16 protein-coding genes are annotated in these 17,864 nt (G+C 60.2%); 12 read left to right on the plus strand and 4 right to left on the minus strand.

The features are described 5' to 3' along the window. Window positions 1-93 precede the first annotated feature (93 nt). From soil367_RS18855 to purD, 11 genes are all read left to right on the plus strand, one after another. Entirely contained in the window at window positions 94-243 is a 150-nt protein-coding gene (locus soil367_RS18855; protein ID WP_172962367.1) for a hypothetical protein, read from the plus strand. Beyond that, a complete protein-coding gene (locus tag soil367_RS15440; protein ID WP_136549942.1) occupies window positions 236-1,843 on the plus strand; it encodes a diguanylate cyclase in 1,608 nt (535 codons plus the stop codon). The genes soil367_RS18855 and soil367_RS15440 overlap by 8 nt, the downstream gene beginning before the upstream one ends. 446 nt (window positions 1,844-2,289) lie before the next feature. Further along, entirely contained in the window at window positions 2,290-2,730 is a 441-nt protein-coding gene (gene aroQ, locus soil367_RS15445) for a type II 3-dehydroquinate dehydratase (protein ID WP_136549943.1), read from the plus strand. Between the two features lie 18 nt (window positions 2,731-2,748). Continuing rightward, the gene (gene accB, locus soil367_RS15450) at window positions 2,749-3,210 is read left to right on the plus strand and encodes an acetyl-CoA carboxylase biotin carboxyl carrier protein (RefSeq protein ID WP_136549944.1); all 462 of its coding nucleotides are present in this window, start codon (window positions 2,749-2,751) and stop codon (window positions 3,208-3,210) included. Between the two features lie 89 nt (window positions 3,211-3,299). Continuing rightward, window positions 3,300-4,640, plus strand: a complete 1,341-nt coding sequence (gene accC / locus soil367_RS15455; RefSeq protein WP_136549945.1) for an acetyl-CoA carboxylase biotin carboxylase subunit — start codon at window positions 3,300-3,302, stop codon at window positions 4,638-4,640. 98 nt (window positions 4,641-4,738) lie between these two features. Then, a complete protein-coding gene (gene prmA / locus soil367_RS15460; RefSeq protein ID WP_136549946.1) occupies window positions 4,739-5,629 on the plus strand; it encodes a 50S ribosomal protein L11 methyltransferase in 891 nt (296 codons plus the stop codon). A 142-nt stretch (window positions 5,630-5,771) separates the two neighbouring features. After that, window positions 5,772-7,112 carry a DUF3426 domain-containing protein gene (locus soil367_RS18860; RefSeq protein WP_172962368.1) on the plus strand — a complete coding sequence of 447 codons (1,341 nt, stop codon included), beginning with the start codon at window positions 5,772-5,774 and terminating at the stop codon, window positions 7,110-7,112. Window positions 7,113-7,297: 185 nt separating this feature from the next. Beyond that, window positions 7,298-8,287 carry a tRNA dihydrouridine synthase DusB gene (gene dusB / locus soil367_RS15470; RefSeq protein ID WP_281283910.1) on the plus strand — a complete coding sequence of 330 codons (990 nt, stop codon included), beginning with the start codon at window positions 7,298-7,300 and terminating at the stop codon, window positions 8,285-8,287. 32 nt (window positions 8,288-8,319) lie between these two features. Next, window positions 8,320-8,592, plus strand: coding sequence for a DNA-binding transcriptional regulator Fis (fis, locus tag soil367_RS15475; RefSeq protein ID WP_342777438.1), 273 nt, complete (start codon window positions 8,320-8,322; stop codon window positions 8,590-8,592). A gap of 131 nt (window positions 8,593-8,723) precedes the next feature. Beyond that, window positions 8,724-10,310, plus strand: coding sequence for a bifunctional phosphoribosylaminoimidazolecarboxamide formyltransferase/IMP cyclohydrolase (gene purH / locus soil367_RS15480; RefSeq protein ID WP_246065352.1), 1,587 nt, complete (start codon window positions 8,724-8,726; stop codon window positions 10,308-10,310). A 49-nt stretch (window positions 10,311-10,359) separates the two neighbouring features. Next, a complete protein-coding gene (gene purD / locus soil367_RS15485; RefSeq protein WP_136549949.1) occupies window positions 10,360-11,649 on the plus strand; it encodes a phosphoribosylamine--glycine ligase in 1,290 nt (429 codons plus the stop codon). A gap of 17 nt (window positions 11,650-11,666) precedes the next feature. Here purD and soil367_RS15490 read toward each other — a convergent pair whose 3' ends face one another. The 4 genes from soil367_RS15490 to soil367_RS15505 all read right to left on the minus strand — a co-directional run bounded on the left by soil367_RS15490 (window position 11,667) and on the right by soil367_RS15505 (window position 16,494). Beyond that, complete coding sequence (locus soil367_RS15490) at window positions 11,667-12,878, minus strand: MFS transporter (RefSeq protein WP_136549950.1); 1,212 nt, start codon at window positions 12,876-12,878, stop codon at window positions 11,667-11,669. A 40-nt stretch (window positions 12,879-12,918) separates the two neighbouring features. Further along, on the minus strand, window positions 12,919-13,926 hold the full coding sequence (locus soil367_RS15495) for a GlxA family transcriptional regulator (RefSeq protein WP_136549951.1): 1,008 nt from the start codon (window positions 13,924-13,926) through the stop codon (window positions 12,919-12,921). A gap of 172 nt (window positions 13,927-14,098) precedes the next feature. Next, complete coding sequence (gene ilvD / locus soil367_RS15500) at window positions 14,099-15,775, minus strand: dihydroxy-acid dehydratase (protein ID WP_136549952.1); 1,677 nt, start codon at window positions 15,773-15,775, stop codon at window positions 14,099-14,101. Window positions 15,776-15,846: 71 nt separating this feature from the next. Next, window positions 15,847-16,494 carry a DUF938 domain-containing protein gene (locus tag soil367_RS15505; protein ID WP_136549953.1) on the minus strand — a complete coding sequence of 216 codons (648 nt, stop codon included), beginning with the start codon at window positions 16,492-16,494 and terminating at the stop codon, window positions 15,847-15,849. Between the two features lie 195 nt (window positions 16,495-16,689). On the opposite strand from soil367_RS15505, the gene soil367_RS15510 reads away from it, so the two are divergent. Further along, the gene (locus soil367_RS15510) at window positions 16,690-17,739 is read left to right on the plus strand and encodes a PA0069 family radical SAM protein (RefSeq protein WP_136549954.1); all 1,050 of its coding nucleotides are present in this window, start codon (window positions 16,690-16,692) and stop codon (window positions 17,737-17,739) included. The last annotated feature ends 125 nt before the right edge of the window (window positions 17,740-17,864 follow it).

Consider the following 17,864-nt stretch of genomic DNA (forward strand, 5'->3'; position numbering starts at 1 on the left):
CTGTTTCAGCAAAAGAACTTTTAGCACAGGTACTTTGTGCACAGGAGCGCTACCGTCAGTACATCAGCGTCATGCTCAACACAGCAAAAGCACATGCACGGGTCCATACTGGATGCGAACAGGACGCCGGACCAGACTAACACTCAACACTGCCGGGGCGAACCCCAGGCTCCCGGCGTGATCGGGCGCAGCAGTACCGCAGGCGAATACCGGAAGCAGCGAAAAGGCATAGCCGATGACTGAAGAAAGTCAGCGCGACAAATTGAAGCAGCACTTTGCCCGCCGGGTGACAACCCAGGCACGGCTTATCATTGAAACCTGGCAGCGCGCCAGCAGCGAGGCGAAGTTATCGCCCACTCTCCGGGCCGAGTTGCTTGATACCGTCGAAAAACTTACCAAGTACGCGCGCCGGTTCGAAATGGAAAAGTACGACCTGGCCGCCCAGTCGGTACTTGAGTCCCTGGAAAGCTGGCCTTCTACCGGAGAGGCGTCCAGTGACGTCAGGTCCCGGCTCGATGCGGCCGTGGAGGCGCTCAGTCTCTGTACGCTGCGTCGCGCCGACCAGCATCAGGAGGAGCCACCCCGTACGCTCGTGCGCATGCCCATTTTCCTGGCGTTGAACAACCAGGAGACAGCCCATCGCATTGCCAGACAGATGGAATTCTTCGGTTTCCGGGCACAGACATTTACCTCGGCTACAGAATTGCTCAGGGAGTGCGCCGAACGCCGCCCCGAAACGATTGTCATCGACGTCAACTTCGGCACCGAGCCCCAGAGTGGCATTGCGGCGGTCGAGCAGGTCCAGGCTCACTATGACGCGCCGATTCCCATTCTGTACCTGAGTGAAGAAGACGGCTCGATCGAGACCCGCCTGCGCGCTTCGCGTTCAGGGGGTGAGGAGTTCTTCTACCCCGCGATTGACCCTGGCCAGCTCATCGAAAAGATCGAGCGCTATACCCACGCCAACCCGGCGGAACCTTACCGTGTGCTGGTGCTGGACGACTCGCGCGCCCAGGCCAAGTTCATGGAGAACACGCTCAACCGCGCCGGGATGACGCCGCATGTCATCACCGACCCCATGCAGATCATCACTGCGCTGGAGGACTTCTCACCGGAAATAATCCTGCTGGACATGTACATGCCGGGCTGTACCGGCATGGAGGTCGCGCGGGTAATTCGCCAACAGGACAGCTTTCACAGCGTGCCGATCATCTACCTTTCAGCTGAAGACGACGTTGGCAAGCAGCTTCATGCGATGAGCCTCGGCGGCGATGACTTCCTGACCAAGCCGATCGACCCCAAACATCTGATCGCGACCTTGCATAACCGGGGTCGGCGTGCGCGCTCTCTGCTGGCGCTCATGGTCCGGGACAGCCTGACCGGGCTATACAACCATACCCACACCCTGCATTTGCTGGACAACGAGATAAGCCGGGCCCGGGCGAATGGCCAGCCCCTGACCTACGTCATCCTCGATCTCGACAATTTCAAGCAGATCAACGGACAGTACGGCCACTCAATGGGCGATCGCGTTCTGCGAAGCCTGTCGCTGTTTCTCAAGCAACGCCTGCGCAAGACCGACCACATCGGCCGCTATGGGGGCGAGGAGTTCGCCCTCGTGCTTCCCGACACCCGCCCAAGCGATGCGCGCACCGTACTGAACGAGATCCGCGAGCGCTTCGGCGCGCTTCTGCATCCGGCCGGAGACTCTGACTTCCGGGTTACTTTCAGCGCCGGACTGACGGGCTGGGATGGTGAGTCCGCCCAGCAAACCTGCGACCGGGCCGAACAGGCTCTTGCGGAAGCAAAGCAGGGCGGTCGTAATCGCGTAGTCGTCCTCTAGTGCACTGTTTGGTTAATTCGCTGGCTTAGTGCGAGCTTCTGAAGGGAGGCCCTGCGGCTGCCCCTTTTGTCGTATGGACCTGCCCTTTCTCGCTGTAGACAATCACCGCTATTCCCGGGCCACGCCTTGCCGAAATAGTGCGCGCTGTTGAAGTTGCGCACCGAAGTCGTCAAACTGGCTCGAACGTGCGCTTATTTGTAGCCATTGAGCGTCAAAGCACAGATAATCGGCCCGCAACTGATTCGACCGGGAAATCGTTTTGCTACCCCACCACCCGTGGCGACGCGGCAGAACATTTCATGCACCAGAACGTTCAGAACAGCGGGCTCAGACCAGCTTGTCCAGGCCCGAGCGTTTGGGACAGAGCGGTTTGCGCAGCCGGCTTGGCGGATCGAATATATCACCGGGTAGCCGATTGAAATACGGCATGCTCCATAAGGTAGATTATGGCCACTATCCTTGTTCTCCATGGACCCAACCTGAATATGCTCGGTACACGCGAACCCGAGGTTTATGGCCATGAGACCCTTGATGATATAAACCAGCGGCTGCTCCGCCAGGCTCAGGCTGCAGGGCATCACCTGCTAACCCTTCAGAGTAACGCCGAGTACGAACTGATAGACCGTCTGCACGAAGCCCGGGGTGAAGGGGTCGACCTCGTCATTTTCAATCCCGCGGCCTTTACGCATACCAGCGTGGCGCTTCGCGATGCGCTTTTAGCGGTAGCAATACCTTTCATCGAAGTACATCTGTCCAATGTCCATAAACGCGAGCCGTTTCGCCACCACTCCTATTTTTCAGATATCGCCGTTGGGGTGGTATGCGGATTCGGGAGCCGCGGGTACGAGATGGCGTTGACCGCGGGCATTGGCCATCTGACAGAATGACGAACAAGAGAGACTGTCATGGATATTCGTAAAGTAAAAAAGTTGATCGAACTACTGGAAGAGTCTGACGTCGAGGAACTCGAGATAAAAGAGGGCGATGATTCGGTCCGGATAAGCCGCCGGCGCGCTGGAGATGGCCAACCGCAAATCATGCACTACACGGCACAAGCGCCGACGCAAAACGCTTCGCCGGCCCTCAACGACCCGGCTGAAAGCCAGCCAGCCGAAACCGCCGATGAGAGCAAGGGCCACCTGATGCGCTCGCCAATGGTCGGCACCTTCTACCGGGCTGCGTCGCCGACGGCCAGCCCGTTCGTTGAGACCGGACAGGCAGTGAAGGCTGGAGACGTAGTCTGCATTGTTGAGGCCATGAAGATGATGAATCAGATTGAAGCAGACAAGAGCGGCACCATCGTCGAGATCCTGGCCGAGAATGGCCAGCCGGTCGAGTTCGACCAGCCCCTGTTTATCATTGCCTGACCAGTGCCGCCCTGAGGGCGGCAGCCTGATCCGGCATGCGCCCCGCTTGTGCGGGTCGTCCAGATTCTCTGCTGAGCCGACACTTCGCCATGATAGAAAAAGTTCTGATAGCCAACCGGGGTGAGATCGCCCTGCGTATCCTCCGCGCCTGCAAGGAGCTGGGGATTAAAACCGTCGCCGTGCATTCTCAGGTCGATCGTGAACTCATGCACGTGCGTCTGGCCGATGAGTCCGTCTGTATTGGCCCCAACCCATCCAGCGCCAGCTACCTCAACATTCCCGCGATCATCAGCGCCGCCGAGGTCACTGACTCGGTGGCTATCCACCCGGGATACGGATTCCTCGCCGAGAACGCTGACTTTGCCGAGCAGGTAGAGAAAAGCGGCTTTCGATTCATCGGCCCCCGTTCGGAAACCATTCGCCTGATGGGCAACAAGGTCTCTGCGATAAAGGCCATGAAAGCGGCCGGCGTCCCCACCGTGCCGGGCTCCGACGGCCCCCTGACCGACGACGACCAGGCCACGCTGCGTGCAGCAAAGAAAATCGGCTACCCGGTTATCATCAAGGCTGCATCGGGTGGCGGTGGCCGGGGCATGCAAGTCGTGCATTCCGAAGCGGCCCTGCTGCATGCCGTACGCATCACCCAGTCTGAAGCACGCAACGCTTTCGGCGATGAAACCGTCTATCTGGAGAAATATCTGGAGCGGCCCCGGCATGTAGAGGTGCAGGTGCTGGCCGATACCCTGGGCAACGTCATTCATCTGGGCGACCGGGACTGTTCCATGCAACGTCGCCATCAGAAAGTGCTCGAAGAGGCCCCGGCGCCAGACATCGACGAGAAGGCCCGTGCACGGACACTCGAAGCCTGCGTGAATGCCTGCAAGGAAATCGGCTATGTCGGCGCCGGAACTTTCGAGTTCCTCTATCAGGACGGCGAGTTCTTCTTTATCGAGATGAACACCCGGGTTCAGGTAGAACATCCGGTCAGCGAGATGGTCACCGGGGTCGATATCGTCAAGGAGCAGCTCCGGGTTGCCAGCGGTCTGCCCCTGTCGTTTACCCAGGACCAGATCAAGATCACCGGTAGCGCTATTGAATGCCGTATCAATGCCGAGGACCCGAAGACATTCGCTCCCAGCCCGGGTCACGTGGAACACTTTCATCCGCCCGGCGGTAATGGCGTACGGGTTGACTCCCACCTCTACAGCGGGTACACCGTTCCCCCGTACTATGATTCGCTGGTTGCCAAGCTGATCACTTTTGCCGAGGATCGCGAGACAGCTCTGAACCGGATGCAGAACGCGCTCGACGAGCTGATCGTCGTCGGTATCAAAACCAACGCGCCGCTGCACCAGACACTGGTACGCGACAGCGGCTTCCGGGCAGTGAAGTTCAGCATTCATTATCTTGAGAAGCTTATTCGGGACTGATGCCCGGCCGGCAGATGTCCGGCCGGGTGCGCTGCGTCCCGGTTATTACTACTTAACGGGACGCGGCCTCGGCCGCTCTGCCGCACCGAGAGAACGACATGGCCTGGGTACAACTCCACATTTCCACCGATCCTGATAACGCCGAGCTCCTGGAATCCCTGCTGATGGACCTGGGTGCAGTCTCGGTCGCTCTTGAGGATGAAGCCGACCAGCCCCTTTATGAGCCAGACATGGGCGCCACGCCGCTGTGGATGAGCACGCGGGTCAGCGGCATGTTCGAGGCGCGCACCAACCTCCAGCAAATCCGCGAAGCGCTGGCTGAACAGTACCACCAGCTGACCCAGCAGCCCCTTGGGCCGGTCGAGGTCGAGGTGCTTGAGGAGAAAGACTGGTCGCGGGCGTGGATGGACGATTTCGAACCGATAAGGTTTGGTGAGCGCCTGTGGATCTGCCCGAGCTGGCACAAGCCCCCGCATGAGGACGCCGTAAACCTGATGCTCGACCCGGGGCTGGCGTTCGGCACTGGCACTCACCCAACCACAGCGCTATGCCTGCGCTGGCTCGATTCGGCTGACCTCATCAACAAGGAAGTGATCGACTACGGCTGCGGTTCCGGTATTCTCGGCCTGGCAGCCCTTTTACTGGGTGCGCGCCAGGTGACTGGCGTCGACAATGACCCACAGGCGCTGGAAGCCAGCCGCGAAAACGCGCAGCGCAACAAAATAGCGCCCGCCAGGCTACAGTTGCACCTACCGGAAAACGCGCCAAATGACAGCGCCGACGTTCTGCTGGCCAACATCCTGGCGCAGCCCCTGCTTGCGCTGGCGCCAGTGCTGGCGGGGCGGGTAAAAAAGGGCGGCGACATTGTGCTCTCCGGAATACTGACTACCCAGGCCCAACAGTTAGTTGACCACTATAGCCAGTGGTTCACCATGGACGAGCCCGCAGTTGAGGAGAATTGGGTCTGCCTGCACGGGACGCGCCTGTAGAGCCGCCCTGCAACTGGGGGAATTTGCCTGTATCAGCGGACACTGAGCAGAAACCGGGTCGCCGCTTTTTCAGCTTCGGCCTATGCTATGGTCAGCCAAGCCTTTTCAAACCCCAAGCGCTTTTATCGGTCAGGATTTAATGATGAGCGACAGCACGACATTGACCCGGTGCCCCCATTGCCAGACCCGTTTCCGCGTCACCGAGCAACAACTTGGGGTGGCCGCCGGGAAAGTACGTTGCGGCAACTGCATGGATGTTTTCGACGCGCGCAAACACAAGGTCTCCGCCGAAGAGCGCGCGGAAGCGGCCAAGGCCAGCGCTGCCCCCGCCCGTGGCCCTGCGCAAACAGCTGAACACGACCGGGACCCCAGCAAGCACCACTGGTCCGACGATGCTACAGCCGCGGTTGAAACGGAAGGCGCGCCTGAAGAGGAGGCCTTCAAGGGGCCGGACAATGCAGATGAGGACAGCTTCGAAGACGAGTTCATATTCCAGGATGACCCCGAGGAAGACGCCACGGACGAGGGCTACACCCGAGCTTCGAGGCTGGACGACGACCTGAGCGATAGCTTTATGGCGCTCGACAAAGCTGGCCCCCTGCCGGACAGCGAAGAGGAACGCGAGCAGTTCGAAGAAGTCGACGAGAGCTGGGCCGAGGCGATCCTTGAGGATAACAGTAGCCCTGAGAGCAGACGGCGTCGCGAGGACGAGCACCCGGGCCCGGCTTCGCCTCCCCCCCGCAGCAAGCTTGAAAGTGCCCCGGTAACACCGGTGACGCCGGCGAAACAGCCCGAAGCACCCCTGAAGGCAACATCCATGGGCTCCAGCTCGACCGCAACAGACGAGATGAGCCTCAGCCTGGACCATGACGAGATCCGCCACCGTCAGCCTCGCACGCCCATGGCTGCAAACAAGCCCCTGACCGCGCCTCCCCGTAGCCCATACGCGAACCTGAGAAGCACACCGGTAGCAGCGCGTCACAAAGGCCGAAACTGGGGCAGTACGGTGCTGTGGGGACTGGGCTGCCTGCTGCTGCTCGCTGTAATTGTTTCCCAGCTCTTTTATTTTCAGTTCGATCGCCTCAGCCGCGTCGAACCGCTTCGCCCCTTTTATGCGACAGTCTGTCCTCTGATCGGGTGTGAATTGCCTGTGATGGTGGATACTGATCAGATAGAGAGCAGGAAACTGGTTGTTCGCAGCCATCCCGACCAGCCAAGGGCCCTGTTGGTTGAGGCGTCTATCGTCAACGAAGCGCCTTTTCCCCAGCCGTTTCCCTCGATTGTGCTTACGTTCTCGAATCTCAACAACGATATAGTCGCCCAGCGCGCATTCAAGCCCAAGGAGTACCTGGCAGGGGACGCCCGTGAGCTGGAGCAAATGCCCCGGGGCACACCTGTGCGGATCTCTCTGGAGCTACGGGACCCGGGCCAGGACGCCATCAACTATGACCTCCGGTTCGTCCCCGGCGCAGACCCAGAGTAGTGGCCTGTTGGGTTGGCCGGCAAACCCCGGCCGGCCAAACCGAATGATGAAGTCAACCAGACAGGATAAAAAATAAACACTTTTTTCGGGCCAATGCCCCTTTCAAGCCCCTCGGCTGCGCAGTATCATTCTCATCCCTTGACGCACCCTGTTTAAATTTTGATCCGCATCGACTGGAGTTCGTGGTGGTTACCATTGGACCCTATACCTTACCGAACGCGCTGATTCTCGCCCCCATGGCGGGCGTGACAGACCGCCCCTTCCGGCTGCTCTGCCGCCGGTTAGGCGCTGGCATGGCCGTGTCGGAGATGGTTACCGCGGACAGTAGCCTCTGGCACACACGCAAATCCCGGTTGCGGCTGGACCATACCGGCGAACCAGAGCCTCGATCCGTCCAGATTGCTGGCGGGGACGCAGAGATGCTGGCCAAGGCGGCGCGGCTGAATGCCGAGCACGGCGCGCAGATCATCGATATCAATATGGGCTGCCCGGCCAAAAAGGTCTGTAACAAGGCCGCCGGCTCAGCCCTGATGCGCGATGAGGCCCTGGTAAACACGATTCTCAAGGCCGTCGTTGCGGCAGTTTCAGTTCCAGTGACGCTGAAAATGCGCACTGGCTGGGATCCAGACAGTAAAAACGCCCGCCGCATTGCCATGATGGCGGAAGAGGCCGGTATTTGCGCGCTGGCAGTACATGGCAGAACCCGTGCCTGCGCATACCGGGGCGAGGCGGAATACGACACGATTGCCGAGGTCAAGCAGGCGGTGTCCATACCCGTCTTTGCCAACGGCGATATCACCACGCCCGAGCAGGCGGCTGCAGTACTCAGGTACACCGGCGCGGACGGCCTGCTGATAGGCCGAGCGGCTCAGGGCAGTCCCTGGATATTTCGCGAGATTGATCACTTTCTGTCCACGGGGCGACATCTGGGCGAGCCTTCGTTGGCAGAAGTGCGAACGATTCTGTTAGAGCACCTGGTGGCGCTGCACGCATTCTATGGCCTGCCCATGGGTGTACGTATCGCCCGCAAGCATGTTGGCTGGTACCTGCAGACCCATGATACAGACCGGCACTTCCGCCGGCATTTTAATACGCTTGAAACAGCCGAGGCCCAGCTGCACAGCGTAGAACGCTATTTCGAAAGCCTAAGTAACCGAGAGACTTTTGCCGCATGACCGTTGAGACCCTGATTGAGAATCGTAAGCCCATGAACGAACACGCTCCGCTCAAGACCCACGCCGGCAATGGCACCACCGTGACTCTGCGCGACAGCGTTGAGAACGCGCTGCAGAACTATTTCACGCAGCTTGACGGTGCGCCAACGACAGACGTCTATCAGTTGGTCCTGTCCGAGGTCGAAGCGCCCCTCCTGGAGCACGTCATGGAATATACCCGTCACAACCAGACCAAAGCCTCGGTCATGCTGGGTCTCAACCGCGGCACGCTGCGCAAGAAGCTAAAGCAGTACGGCCTGCTGTAAGCCCGTTCTACAGACGCAGTTCGCCCCGGAGACCCAAGGCCCCCAATAGCCGGGGCAGGTTTCCTTTCAGGATTTGTCGGTTGGGACCAGCCGTCTCTGACTCAAACGCTTAAAGGATGGAAAACCGCAATATGACCACCCCCTCCCCCCTGCACCGCGCACTGATCAGTGTTTCTGACAAGCATGGTATCGTCGAATTCGCACAGGCTCTCAGAGCGCGCGGCGTGGAGATACTCTCGACCGGGGGCACCTACCGCCTGCTCCAGGAGCAGGGTATCGACGCTGTGGAGGTATCGGACCACACCGGTTTTCCCGAGATGATGGCGGGGCGGGTAAAGACCCTGCATCCGAAGATCCACGGCGGCATTCTGGGCCGGCGCGGTACCGACGAGGCGGTCATGAGCGAGCACGGCATAGACCCCATCGACCTGGTTATCGTCAACCTCTACCCGTTCGAAGATACTGTAGCCCGACCGGACTGCGATCTCGCCACGGCTATTGAAAACATCGATATCGGTGGCCCAACCATGGTCCGCGCCGCGGCCAAGAACCACCAGGATGTCGCGATTGTCGTCAATAGCAGCGACTACAAGCGCGTTCTGAAGGAAATGGACGAGAACGACGGCTGCCTGCTCCATGCGACCCGTTTTGACCTGGCCGTGAAAGCGTTCGAACATACTGCAGCCTATGATGGCGCCATCGCCAATTATCTGGGCGCCCGGGTTGCACCCAAGGCAAACCCCGAAGTAGCCAGCGTCTTCCCGCGCACATTCAATACCCAGTTCATCAAAGCCCAGGACATGCGCTACGGCGAGAATCCCCACCAGAACGCCGCGTTTTATGTGGAGCGTAAGCCTGGCGAGGCTTCGGTCGCGACTGCCCAGCAGATTCAGGGCAAGGCATTGTCCTATAACAATGTCGCCGATACCGATGCTGCGCTGGAGTGCGTCAAGCCCTTCGCCGATCCCGCCTGTGTGATCGTCAAGCACGCCAACCCGTGTGGCGTGGCCATTGGCACTGATATCCGTCAGGCCTATGATCTCGCCTTCGCAACTGACCCGACCTCGGCATTCGGCGGCATCATCGCGTTCAACCGGGAGCTGGACGCAGAAACTGCTAAGGCTATTCTCGATCGCCAGTTTGTCGAGGTCATTATCGCGCCAACGGTCGCCGCCGACGCACTGCCCGTGCTGGAAGCCAAGCCCAATATCCGCGTGCTCAGCGCCGGAGCCTTCAGTGAGGAGCGTCCCGCTGCGTTTGACTTCAAGCGCGTCACTGGCGGCCTGCTGGTTCAGGACCGCGACCTGGGCATGATCGATCCGGCCAGCCTGAAGATGGTCAGCGCGCGCTCCCCCAGCAGTGAGGAACTCGAAGACCTTCTGTTTGCATGGGAGGTCGCCAAGTTCGTAAAGTCCAATGCGATTGTCTATGCAAAGCACGGCCGCACTATCGGCATAGGGGCGGGCCAGATGAGCCGGGTCTACAGTGCGCGTATCGCCGGCATCAAGGCGGCGGACGAGCAGCTTGAAGTAAAAGGTTCTGTCATGGCCTCCGATGCTTTCTTCCCTTTCCGCGACGGGATAGACGCGGCCGCAGCGGCGGGAATAACAGCAGTGATTCAACCCGGCGGATCTATGCGCGACCAGGAAGTAATCGACGCGGCCAACGAACACGGCATCGCAATGGTATTCACCGGTATGCGGCACTTCCGCCACTGAGCCCAAAAGGCCGGCAAACAGACTTAACTGACAAGCAGGGAAGAGTCCTATGAAAGTTCTCATCATCGGCAACGGCGGGCGCGAACACGCGTTGGCCTGGAAGTGCGCGCAACCAAGTTATATCGAGCGCGTCTTTGTGGCTCCAGGCAATGCCGGGACTGCCCTGGAGCCCAAGGTCGAGAATGTCGACATTGGCGTCGAGGATCTGGAAGCCCTCGCGCAGTTTGCGTCGAGCCACGACGTCGGGCTTACTATTGTCGGCCCAGAAATCCCTTTGGTGGCCGGCGTGGTGGATCTGTTCCGCGAGCGCGGGCTGCGTATTTTTGGGCCGAGCCGGGCAGCTGCACAGCTGGAAGGCTCCAAAGCGTTCACCAAGGACTTCCTCGACCGCCACCGGATTCCCACCGGTGAGTACGCCAATTTCACCGACGTGGCTGAAGCATTGGCTTACGTTCGTGAAAAAGGCGCGCCGATTGTGGTCAAGGCGGACGGTCTGGCCGCCGGTAAGGGCGTGATTGTCGCGCTGACTCTACAGGAAGCCGAAGAAGCGGTGCAGGACATGCTCTCCGGCAACCGGTTCGGCGACGCGGGCCATCGTGTCGTTATCGAAGAATTCCTCGACGGAGAAGAGGCCAGCTTCATTGTCATGGTCGACGGACGCAATGTTCTGCCCATGGCTACCAGCCAGGACCACAAGCGCGCCGTCGACGGTGACCTCGGCCCCAACACCGGCGGCATGGGCGCCTATTCGCCCGCCCCGGTCGTGACGGGAACGATTCATGACCGGATACTGAAGGAAGTCATCGTGCCGACGGTCAAGGGCATGGCGGCAGAAGGCAATCCGTACACCGGTTTCCTGTACGCGGGTCTGATGATCATGGCCGACGGTACGCCCAAGGTCATCGAGTATAACTGTCGCTTCGGCGATCCGGAGACTCAGCCCATCATGCTCCGTCTCAAATCGGACCTGGTGGCGTTGTGTAACGCTGCGGTCGATGGCGAGCTGGACCGCACCGACTCCGACTGGGACCCCCGGGCGGCACTGGGCGTCGTGATGGCTGCCGGAGGCTACCCGGGCGACTATCGCAAAGGCGATGAAATCCACGGTATTCCCCAGAGCGAAGTTAGTGGGCAGAAAGTATTCCATGCCGGCACCCGGGAAGAAGACGGAAAGGTGCTGACGAACGGCGGCCGGGTGCTTTGCGCGACAGCGCTGGGTCACTCCGTGGCCGAAGCCCAGGACCATGCTTATAAGCTGGTTCGGCAAATATCCTGGGATGATGTTTACTACCGCAAGGATATCGGCCACCGGGCAATATCCCGCGAGAAGAAACGTTAGGGGCCTGCTTTAGCGGCTCAGGCGGCGTCTCTGTCCCGCTTCACCGGCACCGGAGTAACCTCCAGTAATGGGGCCGGCGTCAGCCGGGCCAGCATCACGGCGGCGACCACTAGCAGCGGAAGCACACCGAAGTTGATCGCGGTCCAGCCCACACCACTGATAAGCGCCCCGGCGAGGAACGCCGCCAGAGTTGCAGCCAGGCCGTTACTTAACTCCATCAGTCCCTGAGCGTTGCCCCGTTCATCATCAGCGTGGCCACGCGCCAGCAGGGTCGTGCCGGAAACAAAGGTCAGATTCCAGCCGATGCCCAGCAACAGTGAACTGATTAAAAACGCAGCTTTTGCCTCACCCGACAGCGCAACCGCAGCACTCGTGGCCAGCAACGACAGCCCGGCAAGCGCGACCACCCGGCTGCCCAACCGGTCGACCAGGGGGCCGGCTATGAACGCCGGGAGAAACATACCTAGTACGTGCCACTGAATCACAGCCGAGGCGTGGCGGACATCGAGGCCCTGGCTGCTCATGGCCAGCGGCGTGGCCGTCATTACCAGGATCATGACGCCGTGGCCCGTCAGCGTGGTCATAAGCGCTGTACGCACGACAGGCCTGGCAAATAGCGCGCGCATGGCTGGCAGGCCCGCTTTTCCGGGCTTCGGCGCGACCCCTTCAGACAGACCCGCCATGAGCATCACGCCGACGCCGGCCAGCACCGCCATAGTCAGATAGGCGCCCAGGTAGGGCAGCTCTGACAGCCCCTGGGACCAGGTGGCAAGCGTCGGCGCCAGTATCGCCGCGCAGACCCCGCCGCCAATCACCAAAGCCGCCGCGCCACCTTTCTCACTCTGGTGGACCGCATCAAGCGCAGCAAAGCGATAATACATTGCCGAGGCCTGGTAGACCCCAATAACAGTTCCGCCCAGGCAGAACAGGGTAAAGCTCTCGCACCAGATACCGGCTGCTGACAACAATGCCCCCAGCACGCCCATTCCAGCGCCCAGTATCAGTCCCGGCCGACGTCCGTGAGACTGCATGAATACCGACAGGAAGTGCACGGTACCGAGATTCCCAACCGCCAGCAGGGCCAGCGGCAAGGTCGCCAACTCTGGCTTCGGCGCAAGCTCCAGACCTACCAGAGAGGTCAAAGTGATGCCGATGATCGCGCATGACCAGAACAATGCCTGCGCAACGAACAGCAGCCGTAGCGAGGGGTTGGCGAACAGTGAAAGCATGGTAGATCCCTGTGGTGTAGGCCTGTGGGGTATGCCAGCGCTATTGTCCGGCAGCTGCAGTGAAGCGCTGGGCATAATCCGCCGGGCTAACGGAGAGTTGCCGCTGGAAGGCCCGCCGAAGCGTCTCGGGGTGCCCCAGACCACTCAACTTTGCCGCCGTGGCCACTCCAACCTGCCCTCCCTCCAGCAGCGCTCGCGCGGCCTCCACCCGCACCCTTTCGACGTAGCGCGCAGGTGTCAAACCGACATCACGTACGAACAGACGCGAAAGGGTACGCGGCGCCATATGCACTCGCTCTGCAAGCATTTCCAGCGAAAGTGGCTTTGCCAGGTTGGCCGGAATCCACTCGAGCAGGTCCCGCAGGCGTGAGGTTGGAGCGACCTCGGGCATCAGGCAAGCACTGAACTGGTCCTGATTGCCCGGGCGCCTGAGGAAGACCACAAGTTGACGGGCTACCGCCAGTGCAAGAGCCTGTCCCAGATCGGCCTCGACCAGGGCCAGCGCCAGATCAATCCCCGCGGTGACACCCGCCGAGGTAAAGATATGGCTGTCGCCGTCGAGGTCCGTTGGGTCATAGGTGTGCAGTCGATTTGTCGCTACCCTCACCTCAGCGAAGGCAGCCAGCTCTCCCTGACGCGACCAGTGCGTTGTCGCCAGGCGGCCATCGAGTAGTCCTGATGCCGCCAGCAGTAGCGCCCCCGAACAGACAGAGCCCAGGCGGGGGGTTGTAGACTCAACACGACGGAGCCACTCCAGGAGATCCGGCCGCTGCCGCATACTGTCCACCCCTGCTCCGCCTGGGAGCAATAGCGTGTCGATCGCAGCCACGTCGTAGCCCGACCAGCACGCTTCAGCGCAGAGCTGTATGCCGGCGGACGTGCGGACCGGACCGGGCGCGTCGCCAAGAAGGCAGAGCCGGTAAGCTGGCGACAACCCGCGCCGGTCTAACTCGTCATTGGCGCTAGAGAACACCTGAAGCGGTCCCACAACATCGAGACTCATCACTTCCGGAAAGACGAGCATGGCAATCTGGCGGGGAGGCGTCATGGTTTGGGGTCTACCGTTCAAAACAGGGACAACGCCATCCCGTGACTACCCGGCACAGCGCACACCTACAGCATGAGCAAACCGGTAATTGGCTACAACGACAATAATCCCTCTGATCTGGCCATTACAGGGATCCTCTCGGTACTGGGTCTCTGCCAAAACGCTGAGGGCGCTAGTCCTTATCGGTCACCGCGCCTTCCGACGCAGAGCTGACCGTTCGGGCGAACTTGGCCAATACGCCACGGCGATACCGGGGTTCTGGCGGCTGCCAGTTGTCCAGCCGCCGTTCCAGTTCTTCATCGCTGAGATCGATGGTGATCAGGTTTTCCTCGGCATCAATGGTGATCTTGTCGCCGTCTTCCACCAGGGCGATAGGTCCACCATCCGCCGCTTCAGGGGTGATGTGCCCCACAACAAAGCCGTGGCTACCGCCCGAGAAACGGCCGTCGGTAATCAGCGCAACCTCACTGCCCAGCCCCCTACCCATGATCGCCGAAGTGGGACTCAGCATTTCCCGCATGCCAGGCCCTCCGCGCGGCCCTTCATAGCGAATCACAAGGACATCGCCGGCGGTTACGGTGCCGTCGAGGATTCTCTCCTGGGCTTCTTCCTCAGAGTGAAAAACCCGTGCGGTACCCGTGAACCAGGTGCCTTCCTTTCCGGTAATTTTGGCTACCGCACCGGTTGGAGCAAGGTTGCCATATAGGATTCGTAGGTGACTGTCTTTCTTTATGGGCTGGTCCAGCGCACGGATGATCTGCTGGTCGTCGGGGTAACCGCTGACGTCCGCCAGATTCTCAGCGAGCGTTTTACCGGTCACGGTCAGGCAGTCGCCATGAAGCAGGCCGGCCTCCAGCAGCGTTTTCATCAATGGCTGTATACCGCCGATAGCGACCAGTTCCGACATCATGTAGTGCCCACTTGGCCGCAGGTCCGCCAGCACAGGAACACGCTTGCCGACACGAACGAAGTCATCCAGGGTAAGTTCGACATCAACGGTGTGGGCCATGGCCAGCAGATGCAGAACTGCGTTGGTGGAGCCGCCCAGAGCAATCACTACGGTGATCGCATTTTCAAACGCGCTCCGGGTCATTATATCGGTGGGTTTGATGTCTTTTTCCAGCAAGTTCATCACGGCCGCACCCGCCGCCCGACAGTCGTCTACCTTGCTCTGTGAAACCGCATCCTGTGCAGAACTGCCGGGTAGACTCATACCCATGGCTTCAATGGCCGAGGCCATGGTATTGGCGGTGTACATGCCGCCGCAGGACCCGGGACCCGGGATGGCGGTTTCCTCGATCTGCTTGACCTCGATCAGCGACATGTCGCCCTTGGCATGCGCACCAACCGCCTCGAACACGGAAATAATATCGGTGTGATTGGCACCTGGACGTATGGTGCCGCCATAAACGAAAACAGATGGTCGGTTCAGCCGGGCCATGCCCATGATGCAGCCGGGCATGTTCTTGTCACAACCACCGATGGCGACAATACCGTCAAACCCTTCGCAGCCGGCGGCGGTTTCGATCGAGTCGGCAATTACTTCGCGGGATACCAGCGAATACTTCATGCCTTCAGTGCCATTGGCGATCCCGTCGGATACCGTGATCGTGTTGAAGATGACACTCTTGCCGCCGGCATCATCAGCGCCGGCCCCAGCCTCGCGGGCAAGCTGGTCGATGTGCATGTTGCAGGGGGTCAGCATGCTCCAGGTTGACGCAATACCCACCTGGGGCTTTTTGAAATCTTCGTCAGTGAAGCCCACTGCGCGCAGCATCGCCCTTCCGGGGGATTTACCGATACCGTCAACCACGGGACTGGAGAAGCGGCGGCGTTTGTCATTGGTCATGCAGGTCTCCTGGAACAGGTGTCTGGCCCGGCTGCGCGGCGCGTACAAAGCCTGGCCGAACCCGGTATCAGCTAGATTTTACGGAACACCAGCAGTTCGTTATTGGCTGGCAGAGCATTTGTGTGTTCGTGCTCAAGGCCATATCCGGCGGCCAGGGCGATTACAGCACTTCGGTCTTTGATACCGCTGTCGGGATCGCGTGCCTTCAGCCAACTGTCAAGTTGAGCGTTGCCAGTGCTGGTATAGCTCCCGTTCTCATTGAAGGGGCCGTACACCAGCAGCTGCCCACCTTCTTTGAGCACTTCGGCCGCACCCCGGAATAGATTCTCAACTGTCGACCAGCCGACAAAGTGAACTGTGTTCGCGGTAAATACCGCGTCATAGCCGCTTTCTTCAGCGTCGTTTTTTTCGCGTTTCGTACCCTTGGCAGTGCTGTCCACCGGCCACGGTGACTGGTTTACATCGAGTTCCAGCGGCGCCGCAAGATTGGGCAGGTTAGCATCCTTACGCCACAACTCAATCGCCGGTATTGCCTCGGCAAGATCAGTTGGCTGCCACTGCAGGTGCGGCATGAGGCGAGCCATGAAAACGGCATGCTGGCCCGTGCCACTGCCAATCTCAAGCACCCGGCAAGGCCGGCTAAGACAGGTTTCGAGTATGGCAGCAATCGGTTGCTGGTTGCGCGCACAGGCTTCCGAGAAAGGTTTGCTGAAAGGCATGGACACGTTCCTGAAAGTCTTGCGGATTGATGAATCCTCCGAGTCTGCATGGATCGCTGTCAGGATTCCACCGATACGCACTCACACTGATACTGATACTGATACCAGTACTCGCACCGCCTATACTGTATTTATATACAGCACCTGTTAGACTGCCAGCTGCCAGTTTGGTGTAACAGCGCCGGGAGGGGCTCTATGCGAGGCCGCGGAACATCCAGCAACGTCCACAACCGTTTTCAGCCCTACCGGATAGAGGCTGTTGCGGTGGATGAATTCGACTCCGGGGAAGTGCCTGATTCAGTCGCAACAGAAGTGCGGCTTGAGCATGCGAAGTCCATTATCGCTACTAACCAGTCGCCCGACATACCTTTCGACCGGTCCATCAACCCCTACCGTGGCTGTGAGCATGGCTGCATCTACTGCTTCGCGCGACCCAGCCACGCCTACTGGGATCTTTCGCCGGGGCTAGACTTCGAAACCCGCCTCACAGCTAAAGTCAATGCAGTGGAACGGTTGGTCGAAACGCTTGATCGGCCCGGCTATAAGCCTGCGCCATTAGCGCTGGGGGTCAACACCGATGCGTACCAGCCGATCGAAAAAGAGCACCGACTCACCCGACAGCTTCTGGAAGTGCTACAGGCGTACCGCCACCCGGTCACAATTATCACCAAGGGAACACTGGTGCTGAGGGATCTGGACATTCTGGCCGATATGGCCAGCCAGGGGCTGTGCAGCGTGCGAGTCAGCCTGACTACGCTGGACAACGAGCTGAAACGCACCCTCGAACCCCGGGCCGCTGGGCCGGCTGGCCGCCTTAAAGTACTGCGGGCGCTGAGCGGGGCCAGAATTCCCTGCGGCATCATGATTGCACCGGTGATTCCCTTCGTGAACGATGCCGAAATCGAGTCCATCCTCGACGCCGCCCTGGAGGCCGGCGCCGACCGTGCCGGTTGGGTATTGCTGCGCCTGCCGCGTGAAGTCGCTCCCCTGTTCGAAGAGTGGTTACAGACCCACATGCCCGACCGCGCGAGTCACGTGATGAACCGCATTCGCGACCTGCGCGGCGGTAACGCCTACGATAGCAGCTGGGGCTCACGCATGCGCGGTCAGGGCCCCTACGCCAGCCTTCTGTCCCAGCGTTTCGAAAAGCACTGTCGCAAAATCGGCATGAACCGGCGCGAATCTGAGCCCCTGCGCTCGGATCTGTTCCGCCGACCCGGCGGCGAGCAGTTGGGACTGTTCTAGGCCCGGTCGCGCCGGCCTAACGAGTTCACGCACACAAGCCAGCCGTATTGCAAACTGTACGTTTTCTGTTCAGGATAGACTCGGAAAGGGCAAAGACACGGAGAGGGCCCGGTACGAGGCGTCCG

The sequence above is a fragment of the Hydrocarboniclastica marina genome, assembly GCF_004851605.1.
In the GTDB taxonomy this organism is placed as follows: Bacteria; Pseudomonadota; Gammaproteobacteria; order Pseudomonadales; family Oleiphilaceae; genus Hydrocarboniclastica; species Hydrocarboniclastica marina.

Bases quoted from the DNA above. Each gene is read 5' to 3' on its own strand.
- soil367_RS18855 (WP_172962367.1), top strand. From the start codon at position 94: ATGCACGGGTCCATACTGGATGCGAACAGGACGCCGGACCAGACTAAC.
- soil367_RS15440 (WP_136549942.1), top strand. From the start codon at position 236: ATGACTGAAGAAAGTCAGCGCGACAAATTGAAGCAGCACTTTGCCCGC.
- aroQ (WP_136549943.1), top strand. From the start codon at position 2,290: ATGGCCACTATCCTTGTTCTCCATGGACCCAACCTGAATATGCTCGGT.
- accB (WP_136549944.1), top strand. From the start codon at position 2,749: ATGGATATTCGTAAAGTAAAAAAGTTGATCGAACTACTGGAAGAGTCT.
- accC (WP_136549945.1), top strand. From the start codon at position 3,300: ATGATAGAAAAAGTTCTGATAGCCAACCGGGGTGAGATCGCCCTGCGT.
- prmA (WP_136549946.1), top strand. From the start codon at position 4,739: ATGGCCTGGGTACAACTCCACATTTCCACCGATCCTGATAACGCCGAG.
- soil367_RS18860 (WP_172962368.1), top strand. From the start codon at position 5,772: ATGAGCGACAGCACGACATTGACCCGGTGCCCCCATTGCCAGACCCGT.
- fis (WP_342777438.1), top strand. From the start codon at position 8,320: ATGAACGAACACGCTCCGCTCAAGACCCACGCCGGCAATGGCACCACC.
- purH (WP_246065352.1), top strand. From the start codon at position 8,724: ATGACCACCCCCTCCCCCCTGCACCGCGCACTGATCAGTGTTTCTGAC.
- purD (WP_136549949.1), top strand. From the start codon at position 10,360: ATGAAAGTTCTCATCATCGGCAACGGCGGGCGCGAACACGCGTTGGCC.
- soil367_RS15490 (WP_136549950.1), bottom strand. From the start codon at position 12,878: ATGCTTTCACTGTTCGCCAACCCCTCGCTACGGCTGCTGTTCGTTGCG.
- soil367_RS15495 (WP_136549951.1), bottom strand. From the start codon at position 13,926: ATGACGCCTCCCCGCCAGATTGCCATGCTCGTCTTTCCGGAAGTGATG.
- ilvD (WP_136549952.1), bottom strand. From the start codon at position 15,775: ATGACCAATGACAAACGCCGCCGCTTCTCCAGTCCCGTGGTTGACGGT.
- soil367_RS15505 (WP_136549953.1), bottom strand. From the start codon at position 16,494: ATGCCTTTCAGCAAACCTTTCTCGGAAGCCTGTGCGCGCAACCAGCAA.
- soil367_RS15510 (WP_136549954.1), top strand. From the start codon at position 16,690: ATGCGAGGCCGCGGAACATCCAGCAACGTCCACAACCGTTTTCAGCCC.